The 17,890-nt window shown below is 34.4% G+C and carries 19 protein-coding genes; 16 read left to right on the top strand and 3 right to left on the bottom strand.

All coding sequences use genetic code 11. From position 1 onward, the window contains the following. Window positions 1–48: 48 nt before the first annotated feature. Window positions 49–840, bottom strand: a complete 792-nt coding sequence (locus PSU83_RS08230; RefSeq protein WP_300588741.1) for a tetratricopeptide repeat protein — start codon at window positions 838–840, stop codon at window positions 49–51. Window positions 841–1,018: 178 nt separating this feature from the next. Between PSU83_RS08230 and recF the strand changes: the two genes are divergently transcribed. The 11 genes from recF to PSU83_RS08175 all read left to right on the top strand — a co-directional run bounded on the left by recF (window position 1,019) and on the right by PSU83_RS08175 (window position 12,279). Beyond that, on the top strand, window positions 1,019–2,098 hold the full coding sequence (recF, locus tag PSU83_RS08225) for a DNA replication and repair protein RecF (protein ID WP_300588739.1): 1,080 nt from the start codon (window positions 1,019–1,021) through the stop codon (window positions 2,096–2,098). A gap of 40 nt (window positions 2,099–2,138) precedes the next feature. Next, on the top strand, window positions 2,139–2,834 hold the full coding sequence (locus PSU83_RS08220) for a rhodanese-like domain-containing protein (protein WP_300588737.1): 696 nt from the start codon (window positions 2,139–2,141) through the stop codon (window positions 2,832–2,834). A 37-nt stretch (window positions 2,835–2,871) separates the two neighbouring features. After that, the gene (locus PSU83_RS08215; protein WP_300588735.1) at window positions 2,872–3,546 is read left to right on the top strand and encodes a DUF2461 domain-containing protein; all 675 of its coding nucleotides are present in this window, start codon (window positions 2,872–2,874) and stop codon (window positions 3,544–3,546) included. Window positions 3,547–3,552: 6 nt separating this feature from the next. After that, complete coding sequence (locus PSU83_RS08210) at window positions 3,553–4,620, top strand: glycosyltransferase (protein ID WP_300588733.1); 1,068 nt, start codon at window positions 3,553–3,555, stop codon at window positions 4,618–4,620. A gap of 6 nt (window positions 4,621–4,626) precedes the next feature. Next, entirely contained in the window at window positions 4,627–6,474 is a 1,848-nt protein-coding gene (gene asnB / locus PSU83_RS08205; protein WP_300588731.1) for an asparagine synthase (glutamine-hydrolyzing), read from the top strand. A gap of 41 nt (window positions 6,475–6,515) precedes the next feature. Beyond that, window positions 6,516–7,529 carry a UDP-N-acetylmuramate dehydrogenase gene (gene murB / locus PSU83_RS08200; RefSeq protein WP_300588728.1) on the top strand — a complete coding sequence of 338 codons (1,014 nt, stop codon included), beginning with the start codon at window positions 6,516–6,518 and terminating at the stop codon, window positions 7,527–7,529. A gap of 47 nt (window positions 7,530–7,576) precedes the next feature. After that, on the top strand, window positions 7,577–8,188 hold the full coding sequence (locus PSU83_RS08195) for an FMN-binding negative transcriptional regulator (RefSeq protein WP_300588726.1): 612 nt from the start codon (window positions 7,577–7,579) through the stop codon (window positions 8,186–8,188). Window positions 8,189–8,263: 75 nt separating this feature from the next. After that, window positions 8,264–9,370 carry a glycosyltransferase gene (locus PSU83_RS08190; RefSeq protein ID WP_300588801.1) on the top strand — a complete coding sequence of 369 codons (1,107 nt, stop codon included), beginning with the start codon at window positions 8,264–8,266 and terminating at the stop codon, window positions 9,368–9,370. After that, window positions 9,361–9,912: a sigma-70 family RNA polymerase sigma factor gene (locus PSU83_RS08185; RefSeq protein ID WP_300588724.1), complete on the top strand. Its 552-nt coding sequence runs from the start codon at window positions 9,361–9,363 to the stop codon at window positions 9,910–9,912. The genes PSU83_RS08190 and PSU83_RS08185 overlap by 10 nt, the downstream gene beginning before the upstream one ends. Window positions 9,913–10,073: 161 nt before the next feature. Then, window positions 10,074–10,889, top strand: coding sequence for an energy transducer TonB (locus PSU83_RS08180; protein ID WP_300588722.1), 816 nt, complete (start codon window positions 10,074–10,076; stop codon window positions 10,887–10,889). 157 nt (window positions 10,890–11,046) lie between these two features. After that, on the top strand, window positions 11,047–12,279 hold the full coding sequence (locus PSU83_RS08175; RefSeq protein WP_300588719.1) for a serine hydrolase domain-containing protein: 1,233 nt from the start codon (window positions 11,047–11,049) through the stop codon (window positions 12,277–12,279). On the opposite strand, the gene PSU83_RS08170 is transcribed toward PSU83_RS08175, so the two are convergent. Further along, window positions 12,280–13,113, bottom strand: a complete 834-nt coding sequence (locus PSU83_RS08170; protein WP_300588799.1) for a S1-like domain-containing RNA-binding protein — start codon at window positions 13,111–13,113, stop codon at window positions 12,280–12,282. Window positions 13,114–13,359: 246 nt separating this feature from the next. Between PSU83_RS08170 and PSU83_RS08165 the strand changes: the two genes are divergently transcribed. From PSU83_RS08165 to PSU83_RS08145, 5 genes are all read left to right on the top strand, one after another. After that, window positions 13,360–13,854 (top strand): sigma-70 family RNA polymerase sigma factor, encoded by a 495-nt coding sequence (locus tag PSU83_RS08165; protein WP_300588717.1) that lies wholly within the window; start codon window positions 13,360–13,362, stop codon window positions 13,852–13,854. Between the two features lie 5 nt (window positions 13,855–13,859). Further along, window positions 13,860–14,498 (top strand): hypothetical protein, encoded by a 639-nt coding sequence (locus PSU83_RS08160; protein ID WP_300588714.1) that lies wholly within the window; start codon window positions 13,860–13,862, stop codon window positions 14,496–14,498. A gap of 83 nt (window positions 14,499–14,581) precedes the next feature. After that, the gene (locus PSU83_RS08155) at window positions 14,582–15,544 is read left to right on the top strand and encodes an alpha/beta hydrolase (protein ID WP_300588712.1); all 963 of its coding nucleotides are present in this window, start codon (window positions 14,582–14,584) and stop codon (window positions 15,542–15,544) included. Between the two features lie 456 nt (window positions 15,545–16,000). Then, entirely contained in the window at window positions 16,001–16,423 is a 423-nt protein-coding gene (locus tag PSU83_RS08150; protein WP_300588709.1) for a hypothetical protein, read from the top strand. Window positions 16,424–16,550: 127 nt separating this feature from the next. After that, window positions 16,551–16,979, top strand: a complete 429-nt coding sequence (locus PSU83_RS08145) for a copper resistance protein NlpE N-terminal domain-containing protein (protein ID WP_300588707.1) — start codon at window positions 16,551–16,553, stop codon at window positions 16,977–16,979. 60 nt (window positions 16,980–17,039) lie between these two features. Here PSU83_RS08145 and PSU83_RS08140 read toward each other — a convergent pair whose 3' ends face one another. Then, complete coding sequence (locus PSU83_RS08140; RefSeq protein WP_300588705.1) at window positions 17,040–17,870, bottom strand: lysophospholipid acyltransferase family protein; 831 nt, start codon at window positions 17,868–17,870, stop codon at window positions 17,040–17,042. Window positions 17,871–17,890 lie beyond the last annotated feature (20 nt).

The following is a 17,890-nucleotide window of genomic DNA, read 5'->3' as shown; positions in this document are numbered from 1 at the left end:
GATTTGAGATTGCAGTCTAAATTCTGCTTTCTAATTTCTGCCTTCTAATTATTGAGCTAAACCAATTAAAGCTTCGATACCTTGTCCTTCTGGAGCAGCTTCGTAGTTTTCTTTGATGTCAGTGAAATACTTTAAAGCGTCTGCTTTGTTTCCTAATCCAAGAGCCGTTTTACCCGCTTTTAGTAAAAATCTTGGTCTAGTTAATTCGTTTTTATCAGCGTCCGCCGCTTTAACGTAAAAATTTAAAGCTTCTTTTTGATTGTTTTGTTGAGCGTAAGCATCGCCAATAGCACCTTTTGCTAAAACGCTTAACATCATGTCTTTTGATGAGAATTTCTCTAAGCTTGTAATTGCTTCAGCATACTTACCAGTGTTAAGGTAAGCGATACCTGCCATATAATTAGCTTGATTTGCAGCATCCGTTCCTGAATATTCTTCTGCAATTTTAACCACTCCAAATTTACCTTCAGAACCTTTCAAGACTAAATTAAATAACGAATCTGATTTTGTTCCAGTAGCATCATCAACTGCTTTCTGGAAGTTTTGTTGCGATACAAATAATTCATTTGCAGCATCTTCTTGTTTTGGTTCAGCAACAAATTTGTGATACATCAAATAGCCAACAGTTACCAAAGCTACCGCAGCAAGAAGTCCAAAAATGGCTTTCTGATTTTTTTCAACAAAATCTTCTGCTTTTGAAGCGGATTGATCTAAGGTGTCGAATGCTTTTGCTGTTGCGCTGTCTTTTTCATCAACATTTAGATCTTCAATATAATTGTTGTCTAATTTTTCAGCTTTTTCTTTGGGTGCTTTATAACCTCTTTTGTTAAAAGTTGCCATCTATTTTTAATTTAGTGTGCGCAAAAATAAAATTTTTATTGATATTTAAAGGTATTTTTGTCGATATTTTTGAATAATTTGCACCTCTTAAGTTTATGAATTGGAATTAAAACTAATAAATCTATTAGTATTTTATATAAACAAAGGGTTGTAGCACTAATTTTAAACAAAAACTAAATTGTTTTTAAAGCAGATTTCATTACTCAATTACAAAAATTTCTCGGAAGTCACGTTCGAATTGGATTCCAAAATCAATTGCTTCGTTGGCAAAAATGGTATCGGAAAAACTAATATTCTCGATGCGATCTATCATTTGGCAAATGGAAAAAGTTATTTCAATCCGCTTGCAGTACAAAACATCAAGCACAATGAAGAGTTTTTTGTGGTTGATGGCGAATTTGAAAAAAATGGACGACACGAACAAATTTTATGTAGTTTAAAAAAAGGCCAAAAGAAAATCCTGAAACGCAACGGAAAAATCTACGAAAAATTCTCCGATCACATTGGCTTTATTCCGCTTGTGATTATTTCACCTGCCGATAGGGATTTAATTACCGAAGGAAGTGAAACACGACGAAAATTTATCGACAGTGTTATTTCACAATTGGATAACGCCTATCTGCAACAACTTATTCAGTATCAAAAAATTATTATCCAACGCAACGCTCTGTTGAAATACTTTGCACTCAATCATTTATTTGAAAACGATACCTTATCCATATATAATGAGCAGTTGAATGCACTTGGACAATCCATTTTTGAGAAGAGAAAAAAATTTCTGGCGGATTTTATTCCGATTTTCAATAAATACCATCAAAACATTACCGATTCAGCAGAAAGTGTTCAATTGGTTTACCAAAGCGACTTGTTTGAAAATGACACTTTGACTCTATTGAAACTAAACATCCAAAAAGATCGCGCATTGCAATATACTTCTGTCGGAGTTCATAAAGACGATTTATCATTTGAAATTGACAATCATCCGATTAAAAAATTTGGATCGCAAGGGCAACAAAAATCATTTTTGATTGCTTTAAAATTAGCGCAATTCGATTTTGTAAAAAAACAAAGCGGTGAAAAGCCTATTCTGCTTTTTGATGATATTTTTGATAAACTGGATGAATTTCGGGTAAGCAAGATTATCGAAATGGTGAATAACGACGAATTTGGTCAATTATTCATTTCAGATACACATCCAGAACGGACAGAAAACATAGTAAAAACAACGCATCAGACTTATAAAATTTTTAACCTTTAATATCGCTCAAATTCGTAATTTTACCTAAAAAATAAAACCTATGAAATCTAAATTTCTTTCACTCGTATTGCTTTCTTTTTTATTTATTAGTTGTCAAGGACAATCTTCAAAGGCGATTCAAACTGTAGATGTAAAATCGTATGCTGAAAAACTAAAAACAACAGAAAAGCCACAACTTTTAGACGTTCGAACTCCAGAAGAATTTAGCACGGGTCATATTGAAAATGCTAAAAATGTAAACTGGAATGGCAGTAATTTTGTTGCTGAAGCCAATAAGTATGACAAGTCAAAACCTATTTTTGTGTATTGCAAAGTGGGTGGTAGAAGCGCACAAGCTGCGGATAAATTATCCGAATTGGGTTTTAAAGAAATTTATAATCTTGATGGTGGCATTATGAAATGGGATGCAGCCGGAAATGCAAAACCAAGTGATAAAATCATTGGAATGTGCGATCAGGAATATGGCGACTTAATAAAATCAAGTGATAAAGTGCTGATTGATTTTAATGCTAAATGGTGCGCGCCTTGTAAAAAAATGAAACCCTATATTTTGAAAATGCAGGCAGAAATGAAGGATAAAATAAAGATTGTTCAATTGGATGCCGATGAAAATAAAACTATCGTTGAGCAAATGAAATTAGACGGATTGCCAACAATCATCGTTTACGAAAAAGGTAAAGAAGTATGGAGAAACGTCGGTTATATTTCTGAAGAAGATCTAAAAAAACACTTGTAAAAACAGATTATCAAAGATTTAAAAAATAATTGTATTTATGATTACTAAAGAAGCTGTAACGTTTTTTGAGGATTTAGTTGCCAACAATAATACCGAATGGATGCATGCCAATAAAAAAAGGTATGACGATTTCAAAAAGGATTATCATGCTTACATCAGTTCGATATTGGCCGAAATGAAACCATTAGATTCTACTTTGGATTCTTTGGAAGTTAAAAACTGTACCTTTAGAATTAATCGTGACATTCGGTTTTCAAAAGATAAATCTCCTTATAAAACCAATATTGGCGTTTGGCTTACGCAGAATAAAAATAGCAAAAATGCTCCAGGATATTACATTCATTTCGAGAAAGGAAATTCTTTCATAGCTGGCGGTTGCTGGTGTCCGGAACCTGGTGAATTAAAACAAATCCGTAAAGAAATTGCCTATTTTTATGATGATTTAGAAGCGATAGTTTCTGATAAAAAATTCAAATCAGAATTTGGCACGTTGAGTCATGATGAAAAAAACACCTTAAAAAAAGCACCTAAAGATTTTGAGGCCGATCATCCCGCAATTGAATTCTTAAAAATGAAGAGTTTTACTGCTTCTGAAAAAATCGACGATAAATTATTTTTAGATAAAAATTTTAGCAAAATTATAGCACAAAAATTAATTGTGTTGAAACCGATGAATGATTTTTTACGCAGAGCCTTAAATACTGACGAATAAATTTGTATGCCAAAAAAACGAATTCTATTTCTTGGCGAAACCTATCGCGCCGATGCTATAACTTGGATGAATGGCCTTAGGGACTTTGGCGATTTCGAAATTGTAACCTGGGAATTGGGGAACAATAATAATGGTGTTAATAGAGTTAAACGTATTTTTGAATTGTCAAAAGCAATACTAACGATAAAAAGTACAGCTAAAAAGCTCAACCCCGACATGGTTATTGCCGAACGAACTACTAGTTACGGATACTTAGCTGCTATCTGCGGCGTTAAACCAATGGCAGTTGCCCAGCAAGGAATCTCCGATTTATGGCCAACAAATTCTGCAACCTATCTTTTAAAAAAAATCCTTCAAAATTACGCCTTCAAAAACGCTGACTTAATTCATGCGTGGGGCGATGTTATGGCACAACACATGAAAGAAAGCAATGTCGAAATGTCAAAAGTACTGCTTTTACCAAAAGGAATAAACCTAGATTTATTCGAATTTAAGAATACTTCCGATACGAGAATGATTCATGCGGTTGTGACTCGAGCCTTGCAACCTGAATACAAACATGATGTAATTTTAAGAGCTTTTGGTATTCTGAAACAAAAAAACATTCCGTTTAAGTTGATAATCGTTGGTGATGGGATTGAATTAAAAAACCTAAGATTTTTAGCTAAAGAATTAAATATACAAACCGAAGTTGATTTTACCGGAAGAGTACACAATTTTGATATTCCAAAATTTCTCCAGCAGTCTAATTTTTATATCAGTATGCCAATAACCGAAGGCGTTTCAGCCTCCCTTTTTGAAGCCATGGCATGCGGCTGTTTCCCCATCGTGAGCAATCTGCCAGGGAATAAAAATTGGATAAAAGAAAAAGTTAATGGAATACTTGTAAAATCCGAAAATCATACTAAATTAGCCGAAGAATTGGAGTGGGCATTTAACAATCCTAAAGTTACTGAAAACGCTATTATTGAGAATAGGAAACTTGTAGAAGAAAAAGCTAACTACAAAACAAACATGAAAAAAATTGCTGATACTTATAATGATTTAATCAAAATTAAATCGACTACTTCTTAGAAAAATATGTGTGGGATTAATGGAATTTTCCATTTAAATTATAAACAAGTTGATAAAGATCAACTGATTAAAATGCGCGATATTCTGGAGCACCGAGGTCCAGATGATGCAGGAATATATCTCGACAATAACATTGGACTAGGTCACAGACGCTTATCCATTATTGACACTTCATCCGCAGGACATCAACCCTTTATTTCAGATAACGGAAGATATAGCATCGTTTTTAACGGTGAAATCTATAATTACCAATCTTTTTATCCCGAATTAAAAAGTAAAGGAATTACTTTAAAATCAGGTTCCGATACGGAAGTTTTACTCAACCTTTTCGAATTATACGGACTGGAAATGCTGCACCGTCTTAACGGAATGTTTGCCTTTGCTATTTGGGATACGGTAGAAAAAAAATTGACGCTTTGCCGTGACCGAATGGGTGTAAAACCTTTATACTATTGCGTGTATAAGAGCACTTTATATTTCGCTTCCGAACAAAAGGCGCTATTTGCAGCGGGAGTTCCAATCGAAATTTCGGAAAACGGCATGCAAGAATACATTTTCAACCGCTTTGTTGCTGGAGCAGATACCTTATTTACAGATGTAAAAAAATTGCTTCCTGGACATTATATGGTTATCGATGAAAAAGGAAACAGCAAAACGACTCGTTGGTGGAATCTAAAAGAACAAATTCAGAAACATACTCCAATTCTCAACCCGAAAAAATGGTTTGAAGAAACTTTTTTTGACTCGGTAAAACTAAGAATGATCAGTGATGTTCCGGTCGGAGTATTGTTGAGCGGCGGATTAGATTCATGCTCGATTTTATCTTCATTACACGCACAAAAATTCCAAAAAATTGAAACCTTCAATATCAGTTTTTCTGAAGAGGAGCACAACGAATACCATTTGGCAAAGAAAATTACGGATGATTACGGATACACTTTCAATCATACTAAACTAGAAAATGAAAGTTTATATCAAAACCTAATTGAAGCATCCTATTACCAGGACGAACCAATTATGCACCTTAATGAGCCGCATCTTCTGGCTATTGCGAAATTGGCTAAACCAAAAGTAAAAGTGTTGCTTTCAGGGGAAGGCGCCGACGAATTAATGGGCGGTTACGTTCGCTATAAAGCTTTAAAAAACCCTTCTTTATTAAAAGTAATTTCGCAAATCAGCAAATTTGAAACCTTTAATAAAAAACCTCGTTACGATAAATTATTCCGCTATTCAAAAATTAACAGTGAAGCTGACTTGGTAATTTTCAACGGTTCTAATGTGTATCCAGAAGACATCAATCAGTTTTATGGCAACAAAAAGAAACCAGTAAATGAATATAGGTACCAAATTTTAAAAGAAGCACAAGAATTATATCCAAAAAATCTACAACGTCAAGCTTTGTATTTTGACCAACACACCTATTTATGCTCGCTATTAGATAGAAACGATCGTTGCACTATGGGAACTTCTATCGAATGCAGAGAGCCTTTTTTAGATCAAAGATTAATTGCCGGTTTGGGAACATTAGACGATAAATGGATGTTTAGTGGTAAAAAAGGTAAATTTATTCTTAAAACAACGATGGAAAACCGACTTCCTAAAGAGATTCTCGATTTCAGAAAAATTGGATTGAGTGCACCTTGGGGAAGCTATTTATTGAGTTTTCCCAGATTCATAGACGAATTGGACCATTTTGCTAAAAGCCCAATTTTTGAGATACCAATGTTGGAAAATCTGGACGGTCAAAAATTAGTTGCCGAAGTCAGAAAAGGAAATACTAAAATCCTGCCTTATTTTATGCCTCTATTTATGCTCCACAAATGGCAAAAAAACTATTATAATAAATTTGTTTAAAAAATCTTTGGCTTACTTTTGTCATCAAATATTTTTTAAGCATGACGGTCCAAAGCAACTTCTCTTTAAAAAAATACAACACCTTTGGTATTGAAGCCAAAGCCCGACAGTTTGTAGCGGTTCATTCTGTGGAAGATTTAAAAAATATTTTGCAGCAAAATCTATCAGAACCAAAGTTCATTCTTGGTGGCGGAAGCAATATGCTGTTGACAAGAGATATCGAGGCTTTGGTCATTCATATTGATTTGAAAGGAAAAAAAATCCTAAAAGAAGACGATGATTTCGTTTGGGTTGAAAGCCAAGCTGGTGAAAATTGGCACGAATTTGTTCTTTGGACCATTGGTCAAAACTTCGGCGGATTAGAAAATATGTCACTCATTCCAGGCAATCTTGGCACGACTCCAGTGCAGAATATTGGTGCATACGGAACCGAAATCAAAGATACATTTGTTTCATGTGAGGCTATTAATATTGCGACTCAGCAAATGAAAACGTTTAGTAAAGAAGACTGCCGTTTTGGGTACAGAGAAAGTATTTTCAAGAACGATGTGAAAGATCAATTCATTATAACTTCTGTTGTTTTTAAACTGACAAAACGCAATCATAAAATCAATATATCCTACGGCGATATCACTAAGGAATTAGAGAAGCAAAACGTCTCCGCTCCTACTTTAAAGGATGTTTCCAATGCGGTAATTGCTATTCGTCAAAGTAAATTGCCGGATCCAAAAGAATTAGGAAACAGTGGAAGTTTCTTCAAAAATCCAATTATTTCCAAAGAAAATTACGAGAAAGCACATGCTTTACATCCTGAAATGCCGCATTATGTAATTTCAGAAACTGAAGTGAAAGTCCCAGCAGGTTGGCTTATTGAAAGAGCTGGTTTCAAAGGAAAGCGTTTTGGCGATGCTGGAATTCATAAAAATCAAGCATTAGTTTTAGTAAATTATGGAAATGCTACAGGACAAGAAATTTTGAATGTTTCGAAAGATATTCAGGCTACCATTCTAAAGGAATTTGGAATCGCTATTGAAGCTGAAGTTAATGTGATTTGAAAAAGGGAAAAGAGATTAGTAATAAGAAAACCAATTCATAATTAATTGTGTACATTCCAGAACTCTATAAAAATGACAATCAACAAGAGATCCAAAACTTCATTTATCAGAATGGATTTGGAATTCTCGTGAATCAAACGGATGGAAAGCCTTGGGCGACACATATTCCGTTGCTTTTGGAAGAAAAAAATGGAAAACAAATTTTGGTCGGGCACATTTCCAAAGAAAATCCTCAGGCAGAAAGCTTCAGATTCAATGATGACGTTCTAGCTATTTTTTCGGGACCACATACTTATATTTCTTCTTCATGGTACGATCATGAAAATGTTCCGACATGGAATTATCTAGCGGTGCATGTTTATGGAAAATTAAAAATTCATTCACTAGAAGAAAGCATCGAAGCCTTGAAAAGACTGGTCGATAAGTACGAATCCAAATCAGAAAATCCTATTCGTGTAGAAGAACTATCAAAGAAAACCATGCTCCAAGCTAGAGGAATTGTTTCATTTGAAATTGAAATAACTGCTATGGAAGCCAAGAAAAAATTATCCCAAAACAGGGACGATAAAAACTACAAAACGATCATTTCTGAACTCGAAAAAACGAATGATACTCAAGCGATTGCCATTGCAAAAGAGATGAAAAAAAACAGAAAGTAAAATGTTAATTTTCGATTGTTTATTGCATTCGGAATACCTACATTTGCAGACCTTTTTAAAGTCGAAGAAAGCGCTATGTTACTATCTATTTTCTGTTTATTTGTTGTAGTTGTTGTTGTTCAATTCTTGTATTACATTGTTGTTTTTAGTAAATTCTCGTTTGCTAAACCTCAAACCGCTACTCCAAAAAGAATCCCGGTATCCGTAATTGTTTGCGCAAAAAATGAGGAAGAAAATGTTCGACTTTTGATTCCGTTGCTTGTCGAACAAAATTATCCACAATTTGAAATTGTATTAATTGATGATGCGTCAAGCGATGGTACGCTCGAAGTTTTTGAAGAATATGAGAAGTTGCATTCAAATATAAAATTGGTTAAAGTTGAAAACAATGAAGCTTTTTGGGGTAACAAAAAATATGCTTTAACCTTAGGTATCAAAGCAGCTAAATATGAATATCTTTTATTTACAGATGCTGATTGCGTACCGGCATCAAAAGAGTGGATCACTAGTATGAGTTCGCAATTTACGGTAGAAAAAACTATCGTTTTAGGATATGGCGCTTATGAAAAAATTGCGGGGTCATTCCTGAATAAAATCATCCGTTTTGAAACTTTATTATCGGCAACACAATATTTTTCTTGGGCAAAATTAGGAAAGCCTTATATGGGCGTTGGTCGTAATTTAGCCTACAAAAGAGAAGAATTTTTCAAGGTTCGTGGCTTTATGGATCACATGAAAATACGTTCGGGCGATGACGATTTATTTATCAATCAGGCTGCCGAAGCAAAAAACACTACCGTTTGTTACATGCCCGAAAGCTTTACGCATTCAAGGCCAAAAACATCGTTCAAAGATTGGTTTACCCAAAAGCGACGCCACGTTTCTACAGCCAAGCATTACAAAATTTTTGATCAAAACCAACTCGGAATATTCTATGTAACTCAGTTACTGTTTCTGTTATTGCCAATCGTTTTATTAATTTTCCAATTCCAATGGATTGCTGTTCTTAGTATTATTGGGTTCCGATATATTTTTGCGTGGATTATAATGGGATTTGCCGCTGGAAAGCTAAAAGAAAAAGACGTGATGTATTGGTTTCCAATAATTGAAATCATAGTAGTTTTCACCCAATTAAATGTATTTATTACAAATACTTCCTCAAAACCAGTACATTGGAAATAAATCTATACATAGAAAAAGCGAAGAAAGGCGATCAGGTTGCCTTCACTTTTCTTCTGGATCATTACTGGAATGAAGTGTATGGCTTTATGCTAAAACGTACCGAAAACGAAACCGATTCCGAAGATATTGCCATCGAAACCTTCTCTAAAGCATTCGATAAAATTGCCACTTACAACCCCGATTTTCAATTCAATACTTGGCTAATCGCTATTGCCAAAAATGTCCATATTGACATGCTACGCAAAAAGAAATCGACTCTTTTTGTAGAGATTACGGATGAAGAAGATCAATTGGCTTACAACATTGCCGATACATCACCCTCGGTGGAAGATGCTTTGATTACAGAGCAAAATCTTTCGCGTTTATTGCAATTCATAAAGGAATTAAAACCGCATTATCAAGAAGTAATTCAGTTGCGTTACTTTCAAGAAATGAGCTATCAGGAAATTGCTGAACAACTTGGCGAACCTTTGAGCAACGTTAAGATTAAATTGCTTCGCGCCAAAAAATTATTAGCAGAAATTATCGAAAACAAGAAATAATACATTTCTTAAAACCCTTATAAATCCTCAACATTTTAAGGCTTTGTTATTTTATTTTTAAAATAATTAACAAAATATATACTATTCTATAATTTTCCGCGTTTTATACTAAATTACTGCTGCTTATGTAACATTGATACTTAACTTAAAACCATTGAATTATGTCAAACGTTAGTATCTATGAAAAAAACTGGATCAATCTAGTTTTTGAAGACAAAAACAAAGCTTATGGCGCCTACCAATTGCGTCAGGAAAATTCCCGAACTACATTGATTGCCTTCTTTAGTAGTATTGCCTTAGTGCTAGTATTAGTTGGTGGCTGGATGATTTTCTCCTCCTTTACAAAAATGCCAGATGTACCCATAGCTAGTATTCCGAAAGGTCCAACAATTGTACCGATAGATTTGGAACCGAAACCTGAAATTGTAAAGCCTAAAGTAGAACCTATTCAACAAGCATCAAGTGCCAATTCACCAAATAAGTTTAAAAAATATGTTGCTGATAAAAATCCAGATACAGAAGTTGACGTTGTAAAAAACACTGATATCGTACCTCAAACGACAACAACAGGCAGTGGAACTGATAACGGACCAGCTATTGACACACCAGCACTTTCGGGAGTAAACACCATTGGAACTATAATGACTGATAAGCCAGACGGACCAGTAACAACGAATGAATTGGACCGACTTCCGAAATATCCTGGCGGAATAGAAAAATTCTATCAATACGTTGGCAACACTATCGATAAAGAAGAAATTGAAAGTAGTTCATTCTCGGTAAATGTTATAATGGCTTTTGTAATTGAAAGAGATGGCTCAATGACCGACATTAAAGTCGTTAGAGGTTCTGATAAAAATTTGGAACGAGAAGCTATCAAAGTATTGAAAAAACTAAAAGTGAAATGGGAACCGGGATATAAAGACGGTGAAAAAGTAAGAACGCAATACCTTCTTCCGATCAAAGTAGCTCTCTAGAAATCAGTTAGCCTCTTTTGTGTTTTTTTGCCCTAAAACCTGGCTTGTGTTAAAACTTGTCCAGGTTTGTTAGTATTAATAAATCAGGGATAACTTTAGAAAGTAAAGGTATTTATTTTGGCTAAATAGTGTTATAATTGTAAACTTTACATTCATTATGAAGTTTACGCTACTTGCCTTTCTTTTATTGATAACATACTTCTTTTCCAGTCCAAAAACAGGAGAAGAAACAACAGCACCAATCGGACAAAAACCAGATGATAGTTTACATATAAGCTCAACATTTCCAATTAAAATGGGAAAGGTTTCCGAAGCTTATATTGCAGAAAAAAAACATTTTATCGATTCCTTTTACAACAAAAATATCAACTCGCCGTTTTATAGTGGCGGCTTTATCGTGGTCAAAAATGGTCGTGTTCTCTATGAAGATTATAAAGGTTTTTCCAATGCCAAAACGGGAGAAAAAATTACAGCCACAACTCCAATACATTTGGCTTCGGTCAGTAAAGTATTGACTGCGACGGCAATTCTAAGATTAGTGCAGCAGGATAATATCACGCTGGATCAAAAGGTGACAGACTGGCTCCCTAAATTTCCTTACCCCAACACAACCATTCGTACTTTACTTAATCACCGCAGTGGTTTGCAGCACTATTCTAAATTTCCAGAGTTGATGAAAAAAAACTGGAACAAGAGCAAAATCCTAACCAATCAAGATGTGTTTAATTTGATGGTTCAGAATAAGTTTAAACTCATTAGTCCTAACAACACGCGTTTTGATTATTGCAATACCAATTATATTATTCTGGCACTAATTATTGAAAAAGCTACCGGATTGAATTACCGTATGGCGATGCAGGAATTGGTTTTTAAACCCTTGGGAATGAAAAACACTTCTGTTTTCAACTACAGTACAGATAAGGAAACTTCATCAAAATCATACAGAGGAAATAATATATTCCCTTGGGATCAGTTTGATGATTTGTATGGCGATAAAAATATTTATTCTACTCCTAGAGATTTGGTCAAATTTGACTTGGCAACCTACTCTGCCGATTTTCTAAAACCCGAACTATTACAGCAAGCGTATTCTGGTTACAGCGCCTTAAAAGTAGCAAAACCCATCAAAGATTATGGCTTGGGAATGCGTATGCGATTTTTGCCGCCTACTAGTGAAAAAATGATTTATCACAACGGCTGGTGGCATGGAAACAATACGTCATTTGTGCCAGTGCGAAAAGATACAGTAACAGTGGTGTGCTTGGGAAATAAATATTCAAACAGACCCTACTCAACTTTAAGTCTGGTGAGTAGCCTTTTTTATAAAAAGAAAACAGAAATTGAAACTCCAGTACCAACAGAACAAGAACTGCAGGAACTTGGACACTAATTATTCTTTCACCAAATAAATTCCGTCTTCTTTAATCTCGATGAGTTTGTCTTTATAAAGTGAACCAATCGCTTTTTTGAAAGTCTTTTTACTCATCTTCAATACCGTCTTGATATCTTCTGGATGGCTGTTATCGTTCAATCTTAGGAAACCTCGGCTGGCTTTAAGTTCGTCAAGTATTTTTTCTGCGTTTGGCTCAATGTTTTCATAACCCAATTTTTGTAGTGAAACATCAATTTTATTATCAGGACGAATGGTTTTGATATAACCTGTCATTCGGTCACCGGTTCTAATATCATCATAAACCTGATCTTTATACAACAGTCCTTTATGAATATCATTTATGATTACGTTGATTCCTAATTCGGTGATATGCGAAATAATTAGATCTACTTCATCACCAACGGCAACCGTTAGTTCATCATTTTTCAAAAACTGATTGGTTTTACTTGATGCCATAAGTCGGTTGGTTTTTTCATCCATAAAAGCAAAAACGAGGTAACGCTTTCCTTTTTCCATTGGACGTGCTTGCTCTTTAAACGGAACAAACAAATCTTTTTCTAATCCCCAATCCATGAAAGCTCCAAAATTATTTACATAATTTACACGAAGTAAACCAAATTCATCCATTAAAATATACGGCTCTAATGTAGTAGCTACCGGTCGTTCTTCATGGTCAAGATATACAAATACAATAAGATCATCGCCTATGTTATATTCCTTTGGAACATATTTCACCGGTAATAAAACATCGTCTTTCCCATCGGTTAAAAAAAGTCCGACTTTGGTTTCTCTGTCAATTTTGAGTGTATTGTAATGTCCTATTTCCATGATGTATGCTTGTAATTTTGTGGGACAAAGATAGAAATTAGAAGTCAGAAATTAGAAGTTAGAAGTTAGAAAATGGAAATTAGAAGTTTGACATTGCTTTTTGATATTGATTTTTGATATTGATTTTTGATATTGCTTTTTGATATTGCTTTTTGACATTGCTTTTTGATATTGCTTTTTGATATTGGCTTTTGAATTTCGTAGTTTTACAACTGTAACAAAATCCATTTTACCTATACTAACCTGGCTATGAGTGAACACTTGGAACAACTATTTGTAAAACAATTAAAGGAAAACCAGAACATTATCCATAAGATCTGTAGGCTGTATACCAATGATGAAGATGCGCATAAAGATTTGTTTCAGGAAGTAACTATTCAGCTGTGGAAAGCCTTCCCTAAATTTAGAGGTGAATCTAAATTCTCAACTTGGGCTTATCGTGTAGCCTTAAATACTGCCATAACACTTTATAGAAAGAGTACCCGCAGAGTTCCTACAACACCTTATGAAGGCCAAAAACATTTCTTATCCCAAGAAGAGTACAACTTTGAAGAAGAGGAACAAATCAAATTGATGTATCAGGCGGTGCAACAATTGAATGATATTGAAAAAGCCTTGGTGTTTTTGTATTTAGAAGATAAAGATTATACAGAAATATCAGAAACATTGGGAATTACTGAAGTAAATGCCCGCGTCAAAATGAACAGAATAAAAGGAAAATTAAAAAAAATATTAAATCCCTAGTGATTATGGAAGAGTTGGATTTATTAAAAAAAGCGTGGCAGAAAGACACTCATGAATATGAGCAGGTTTCTGAAACCGATATCTATAAAATGCTGCATACCAAATCATCATCTATTGTGAAATGGATTTTGATTATCAGTATTGTAGAAGTATTATTTTGGACACTCATTAGTGTGATTTGGAATACCGATGACTTTTTAAAAAAACTTCATGCCGAAAATACTATCATTTATTTTAAGGTGTGGAATTTTATTAATTACGTTGTAATATTAGGCTTCATCTATTCTTTTTATAAAAATTATATCAAGATTACCACCACTGCTTCTACGAAACAACTAATGCAGGACATTTTGAAAACCCGAAGAACCGTCCAATATTATGTATGGTATAACTTGGGAATGGCAGTAGTCAGTTTGATTATAGGCTTTATATTGCAATTTGTTTTCAATCCTCAAATGAAACTAATAGCAGACAAAATTGCGCGTGAAGAAAGTTACCATACAATTTGGATAACGGTTGGCATAATACTTTTAGCAACAGTGATTGTTATAGGTTTGTTTTGGATTTTCTACCGATTGTTGTACGGAATTCTACTCCGAAAACTGAATCACAATTATAAAGAATTAAAGAAAATAGATTTGTAAATAAAAATCATATCCCGTCTTCAATGCGACGGGATTTTTATTATGTTTGTAAGACTTTATAATCAAACTAAACTTTTTACCCAGTGAAAAACAATATTATACTGATCTCGTTATTATTATTTAGTACTTACTTATCTGCTCAACAATTTCCAGATAGTGAAAAGGATGGAAAATATTATAAAGTAAATGGTGCCAACCTTTGGGTAGTCACGGTAGGAACCGGCGAACCAATGATTCTGATTTCGGGTGGTCCCGGAGGTGCTCACAAAGGATTGCGATCTTTTGATTCCCTGAGTGTAAAAACCAATGTACAACTAATCTTTTTTGATGGCTTTGGTCGCGGAAAATCAGATATTGCAAAGGATGTAAAAGAATATTCATTAGATAGAGATATTGAAGATATTGAAGGGCTGAGAAAAGCCATGAATCTTAAAAAAGTAAGTCTGTTAGGTCACTCTTATGGAAGTTTGGTAGCGCAAGGTTATGCTGTAAAATATGGACAAAATGTAAGTCATCTAGTTATTGCCAATGGTTTTCACAGTTTTGTAATGTGGCAGGAAAACGATAATAACAGCAACCACGAAATCAAGGTAAACTATCCGGAAGTTTGGGATGAATTAATAAAATACAGAGAGCAAGGTGGCATTAGCAGTGACGCGAAACATGGTGAAATTTGCGGCAAAGTACCGTACGGTTTTCTATATGCCTATAATCCCGATAATTTTTCAAAACGAGGAACGGGCAAACCCTATCCCAATGCATTCAATTCCGCTTTATATTATCAAATGGTGGGGAAAGATGGCGATTTTTATGTAGGGAATGATATAGGAAATTTTGATTACCGCCAGCAACTAAAAGACCTCAAAATGCCTATCCTTATTTATGGTGGACGATACGATCGCGTTGCTGTACCGAGTATGATGGTAAAATACAAAGCGTACTGTCCGCAAGCGCAATTTGTAATGTTTGAACTAAGCGGTCACAATCCGCAGATTGAAGAACGAGCGAAACTCTTTGCTTTATTAAGCGATTTTTTAAAGAAGTAACAACTAAATAAAATCCCGATCGTTCGGGATTTTATTATGGATATAATGCATAGCAGTCAAAAACCCAATTTTCGAGCATTTATTGGGCCTCCCAGCCTCGGAACGAGCTTCGGACTCATAGCAAAAAGCAACTGACAACCAAGAATGCACTTCATACTTATTTGCAAGCACATCGAACCCTTATCCTAAATCTTCTCAAAGTCAATTTTATGCATCTGAGGATTTTGAAAGAGGTTCTGATTCCTATTTGTTGCACTATTAAGTTGATTTCCTGACTCTAGAGCCTTAAGTAGATCCAAAAAGAGAAAATTAGTAATTATTTGTTTAAGTTTGATGAACGCTATAGTATAAAACGTGATAGAAACTAGATAAAGTTTGGAAGCTTTAACGTGTACATACTACTTGGCAGTAATATTACCGCAGATGGGAGAATTTAAGTATCTAAAATAACAGAAATTGAAAAAATTAAACTTTCTAAAATTCCTATTATTATTCTTTTTAATGAATAATACACTTATTTTTTCTCAAAAAAATATTATTGGAAAATCGTATAAAGCTCTGATATCTAAATCCTGTAAGGAATTTAATGATGGTGGTTGTACGATTAAAACCTTCTGTACAATATCATTTGAGAATAAAAATGTAATTATAAAATACTTTGTAGATGCAAATTGCACAACAACTCAACGTGAAAAATTATATGAAGAAAATGCTAAAAAAAATAATAAATCATCAACTTGGTCCATAAAAAATTCTAAAATTCATATCCAAAATTTCACAGAATTTGGAGATTTCGAAATATCTGAAAATTCAATTATTGGAAAAGAAGAAAATAATGAAAAATTAGAATACGTAACATTTTATGAAATAATAGAATAAAAAACTATTGCCTACAGCCGTTTAGAGCAACTGCGAATTTTGTTGTAAGTTCGCCGCTCCCGCGCGAATCCTTTTGCCTGGTTCTACAAACCAAATAGCTCATTCCACCATCAAAAAACAACAAATTATGAAAACACTACTTACCTTTTTAATTTTACTAACTAGTGCAGCAATAGTGGCACAATCAGATAAAGTGGCTGGGAATTACGCCCTTTCACTTCCAAGCAACGAAGGCGATGTAATTGAATATAAATTGACTTTAAACGAAGATGGAAGTTTTGTATTCCACTATTATTTAAACATCAATCATCGAATTCCATCTACACTTAATCAATACGGAAAAGGAACTTGGACAGTAAAGGACAATGTAGTTGTATTTTCATCTGACAAGCAAAAAGATATTGATGAAAAAAATATGGTAGATTTTACGGCTACCAAAGCACGGTTTCTAACCAAATCTCACAGAGCCCCATCGGATAAACTAGTTAAAACCCAACTCAGATTCTTGAAATCTGCAATCCCATTTATGGAACGCGTTGATTTGGTTAAGATTTAACTATATAGTAATCGTTAGTGTTTTTTAAAAATGTCATCAACCCCAAAGAAAATTACATCATTACACAGAGATATTCTTTTTATCTACATTCCATTTCCGCAGTTTATTCAGGCGGTCGTGTTCTTCAATTTCCTCGGCAGGAATCACTTTTAGAAACGACTGATGTTGTTCAATAGCATATTCAATTTTTTCTACAATCTCTTCAACCGTTTCGTTGTCATAGTCAATAATTAAAGGTTCCTTAATGATAAACGATTGCAGGATGTTTTTCTTTTTCATGCGCAATCCCTTTTTGTCGAATGAACGGCGAAAACCGTCAATAACTATGGGCACAACTATAGGTTTATACTGCTTGATGATGTGCGCTGTTCCTTTACGAACTGGTTTGAAAGACTTGGTCGTTCCCTGAGGAAAGGTGATTACCCAGCCATCTTCCAGCGCAATCCTAATATTTTCAGTATCATTTGGATTAATCTCGCGTTTCTCTTCAACATCTTTCCCGCCAGCACGCCAAGTTCTTTCAACAGAAATAGAGCCTGCATAAGCCAAAATTCTCGGTAACAATCCTGCTTTCATGGTTTCACTTGCCGCAACGTAATAGATGTTCATTTTCGGCTGCCACAAATAACCTACATTCTTAATACTGTCGTTTCTTCCGGAAAGACTGGCATTAAACACATGAAACATCGCTACCACATCGGCAAAATAGGTTTGATGGTTCGAAATGAACAGTACATTTTTATCGGGCAGACCCGCAATAATTTCGGAACCTTCAATCTTTAACTCATTGAAGCCCCTATAGCGTCTGTGGGTAATAGCGCCAAAAATACGAATCAACCATTTTTTTACGAAGAGTATATGTCCAAAAGGATTTCTTTTAAATAATCCCATAATTATAATTTTGTTAGTCG

The organism is Flavobacterium sp., assembly GCF_029945805.1.
Taxonomy (GTDB): Bacteria; Bacteroidota; Bacteroidia; order Flavobacteriales; family Flavobacteriaceae; genus Flavobacterium.
This window is presented reverse-complemented; position numbering and strand designations above follow the sequence as displayed.

Excerpts from the sequence above, each read along its gene's own strand:
- PSU83_RS08230 (WP_300588741.1), bottom strand. The coding sequence starts at position 840 with ATGGCAACTTTTAACAAAAGAGGTTATAAAGCACCCAAAGAAAAAGCT.
- PSU83_RS08220 (WP_300588737.1), top strand. The coding sequence starts at position 2,139 with ATGAAATCTAAATTTCTTTCACTCGTATTGCTTTCTTTTTTATTTATT.
- PSU83_RS08215 (WP_300588735.1), top strand. The coding sequence starts at position 2,872 with ATGATTACTAAAGAAGCTGTAACGTTTTTTGAGGATTTAGTTGCCAAC.
- PSU83_RS08210 (WP_300588733.1), top strand. The coding sequence starts at position 3,553 with ATGCCAAAAAAACGAATTCTATTTCTTGGCGAAACCTATCGCGCCGAT.
- asnB (WP_300588731.1), top strand. The coding sequence starts at position 4,627 with ATGTGTGGGATTAATGGAATTTTCCATTTAAATTATAAACAAGTTGAT.
- murB (WP_300588728.1), top strand. The coding sequence starts at position 6,516 with ATGACGGTCCAAAGCAACTTCTCTTTAAAAAAATACAACACCTTTGGT.
- PSU83_RS08190 (WP_300588801.1), top strand. The coding sequence starts at position 8,264 with ATGTTACTATCTATTTTCTGTTTATTTGTTGTAGTTGTTGTTGTTCAA.
- PSU83_RS08180 (WP_300588722.1), top strand. The coding sequence starts at position 10,074 with ATGTCAAACGTTAGTATCTATGAAAAAAACTGGATCAATCTAGTTTTT.
- PSU83_RS08175 (WP_300588719.1), top strand. The coding sequence starts at position 11,047 with ATGAAGTTTACGCTACTTGCCTTTCTTTTATTGATAACATACTTCTTT.
- PSU83_RS08165 (WP_300588717.1), top strand. The coding sequence starts at position 13,360 with ATGAGTGAACACTTGGAACAACTATTTGTAAAACAATTAAAGGAAAAC.
- PSU83_RS08160 (WP_300588714.1), top strand. The coding sequence starts at position 13,860 with ATGGAAGAGTTGGATTTATTAAAAAAAGCGTGGCAGAAAGACACTCAT.
- PSU83_RS08145 (WP_300588707.1), top strand. The coding sequence starts at position 16,551 with ATGAAAACACTACTTACCTTTTTAATTTTACTAACTAGTGCAGCAATA.
- PSU83_RS08140 (WP_300588705.1), bottom strand. The coding sequence starts at position 17,870 with ATGGGATTATTTAAAAGAAATCCTTTTGGACATATACTCTTCGTAAAA.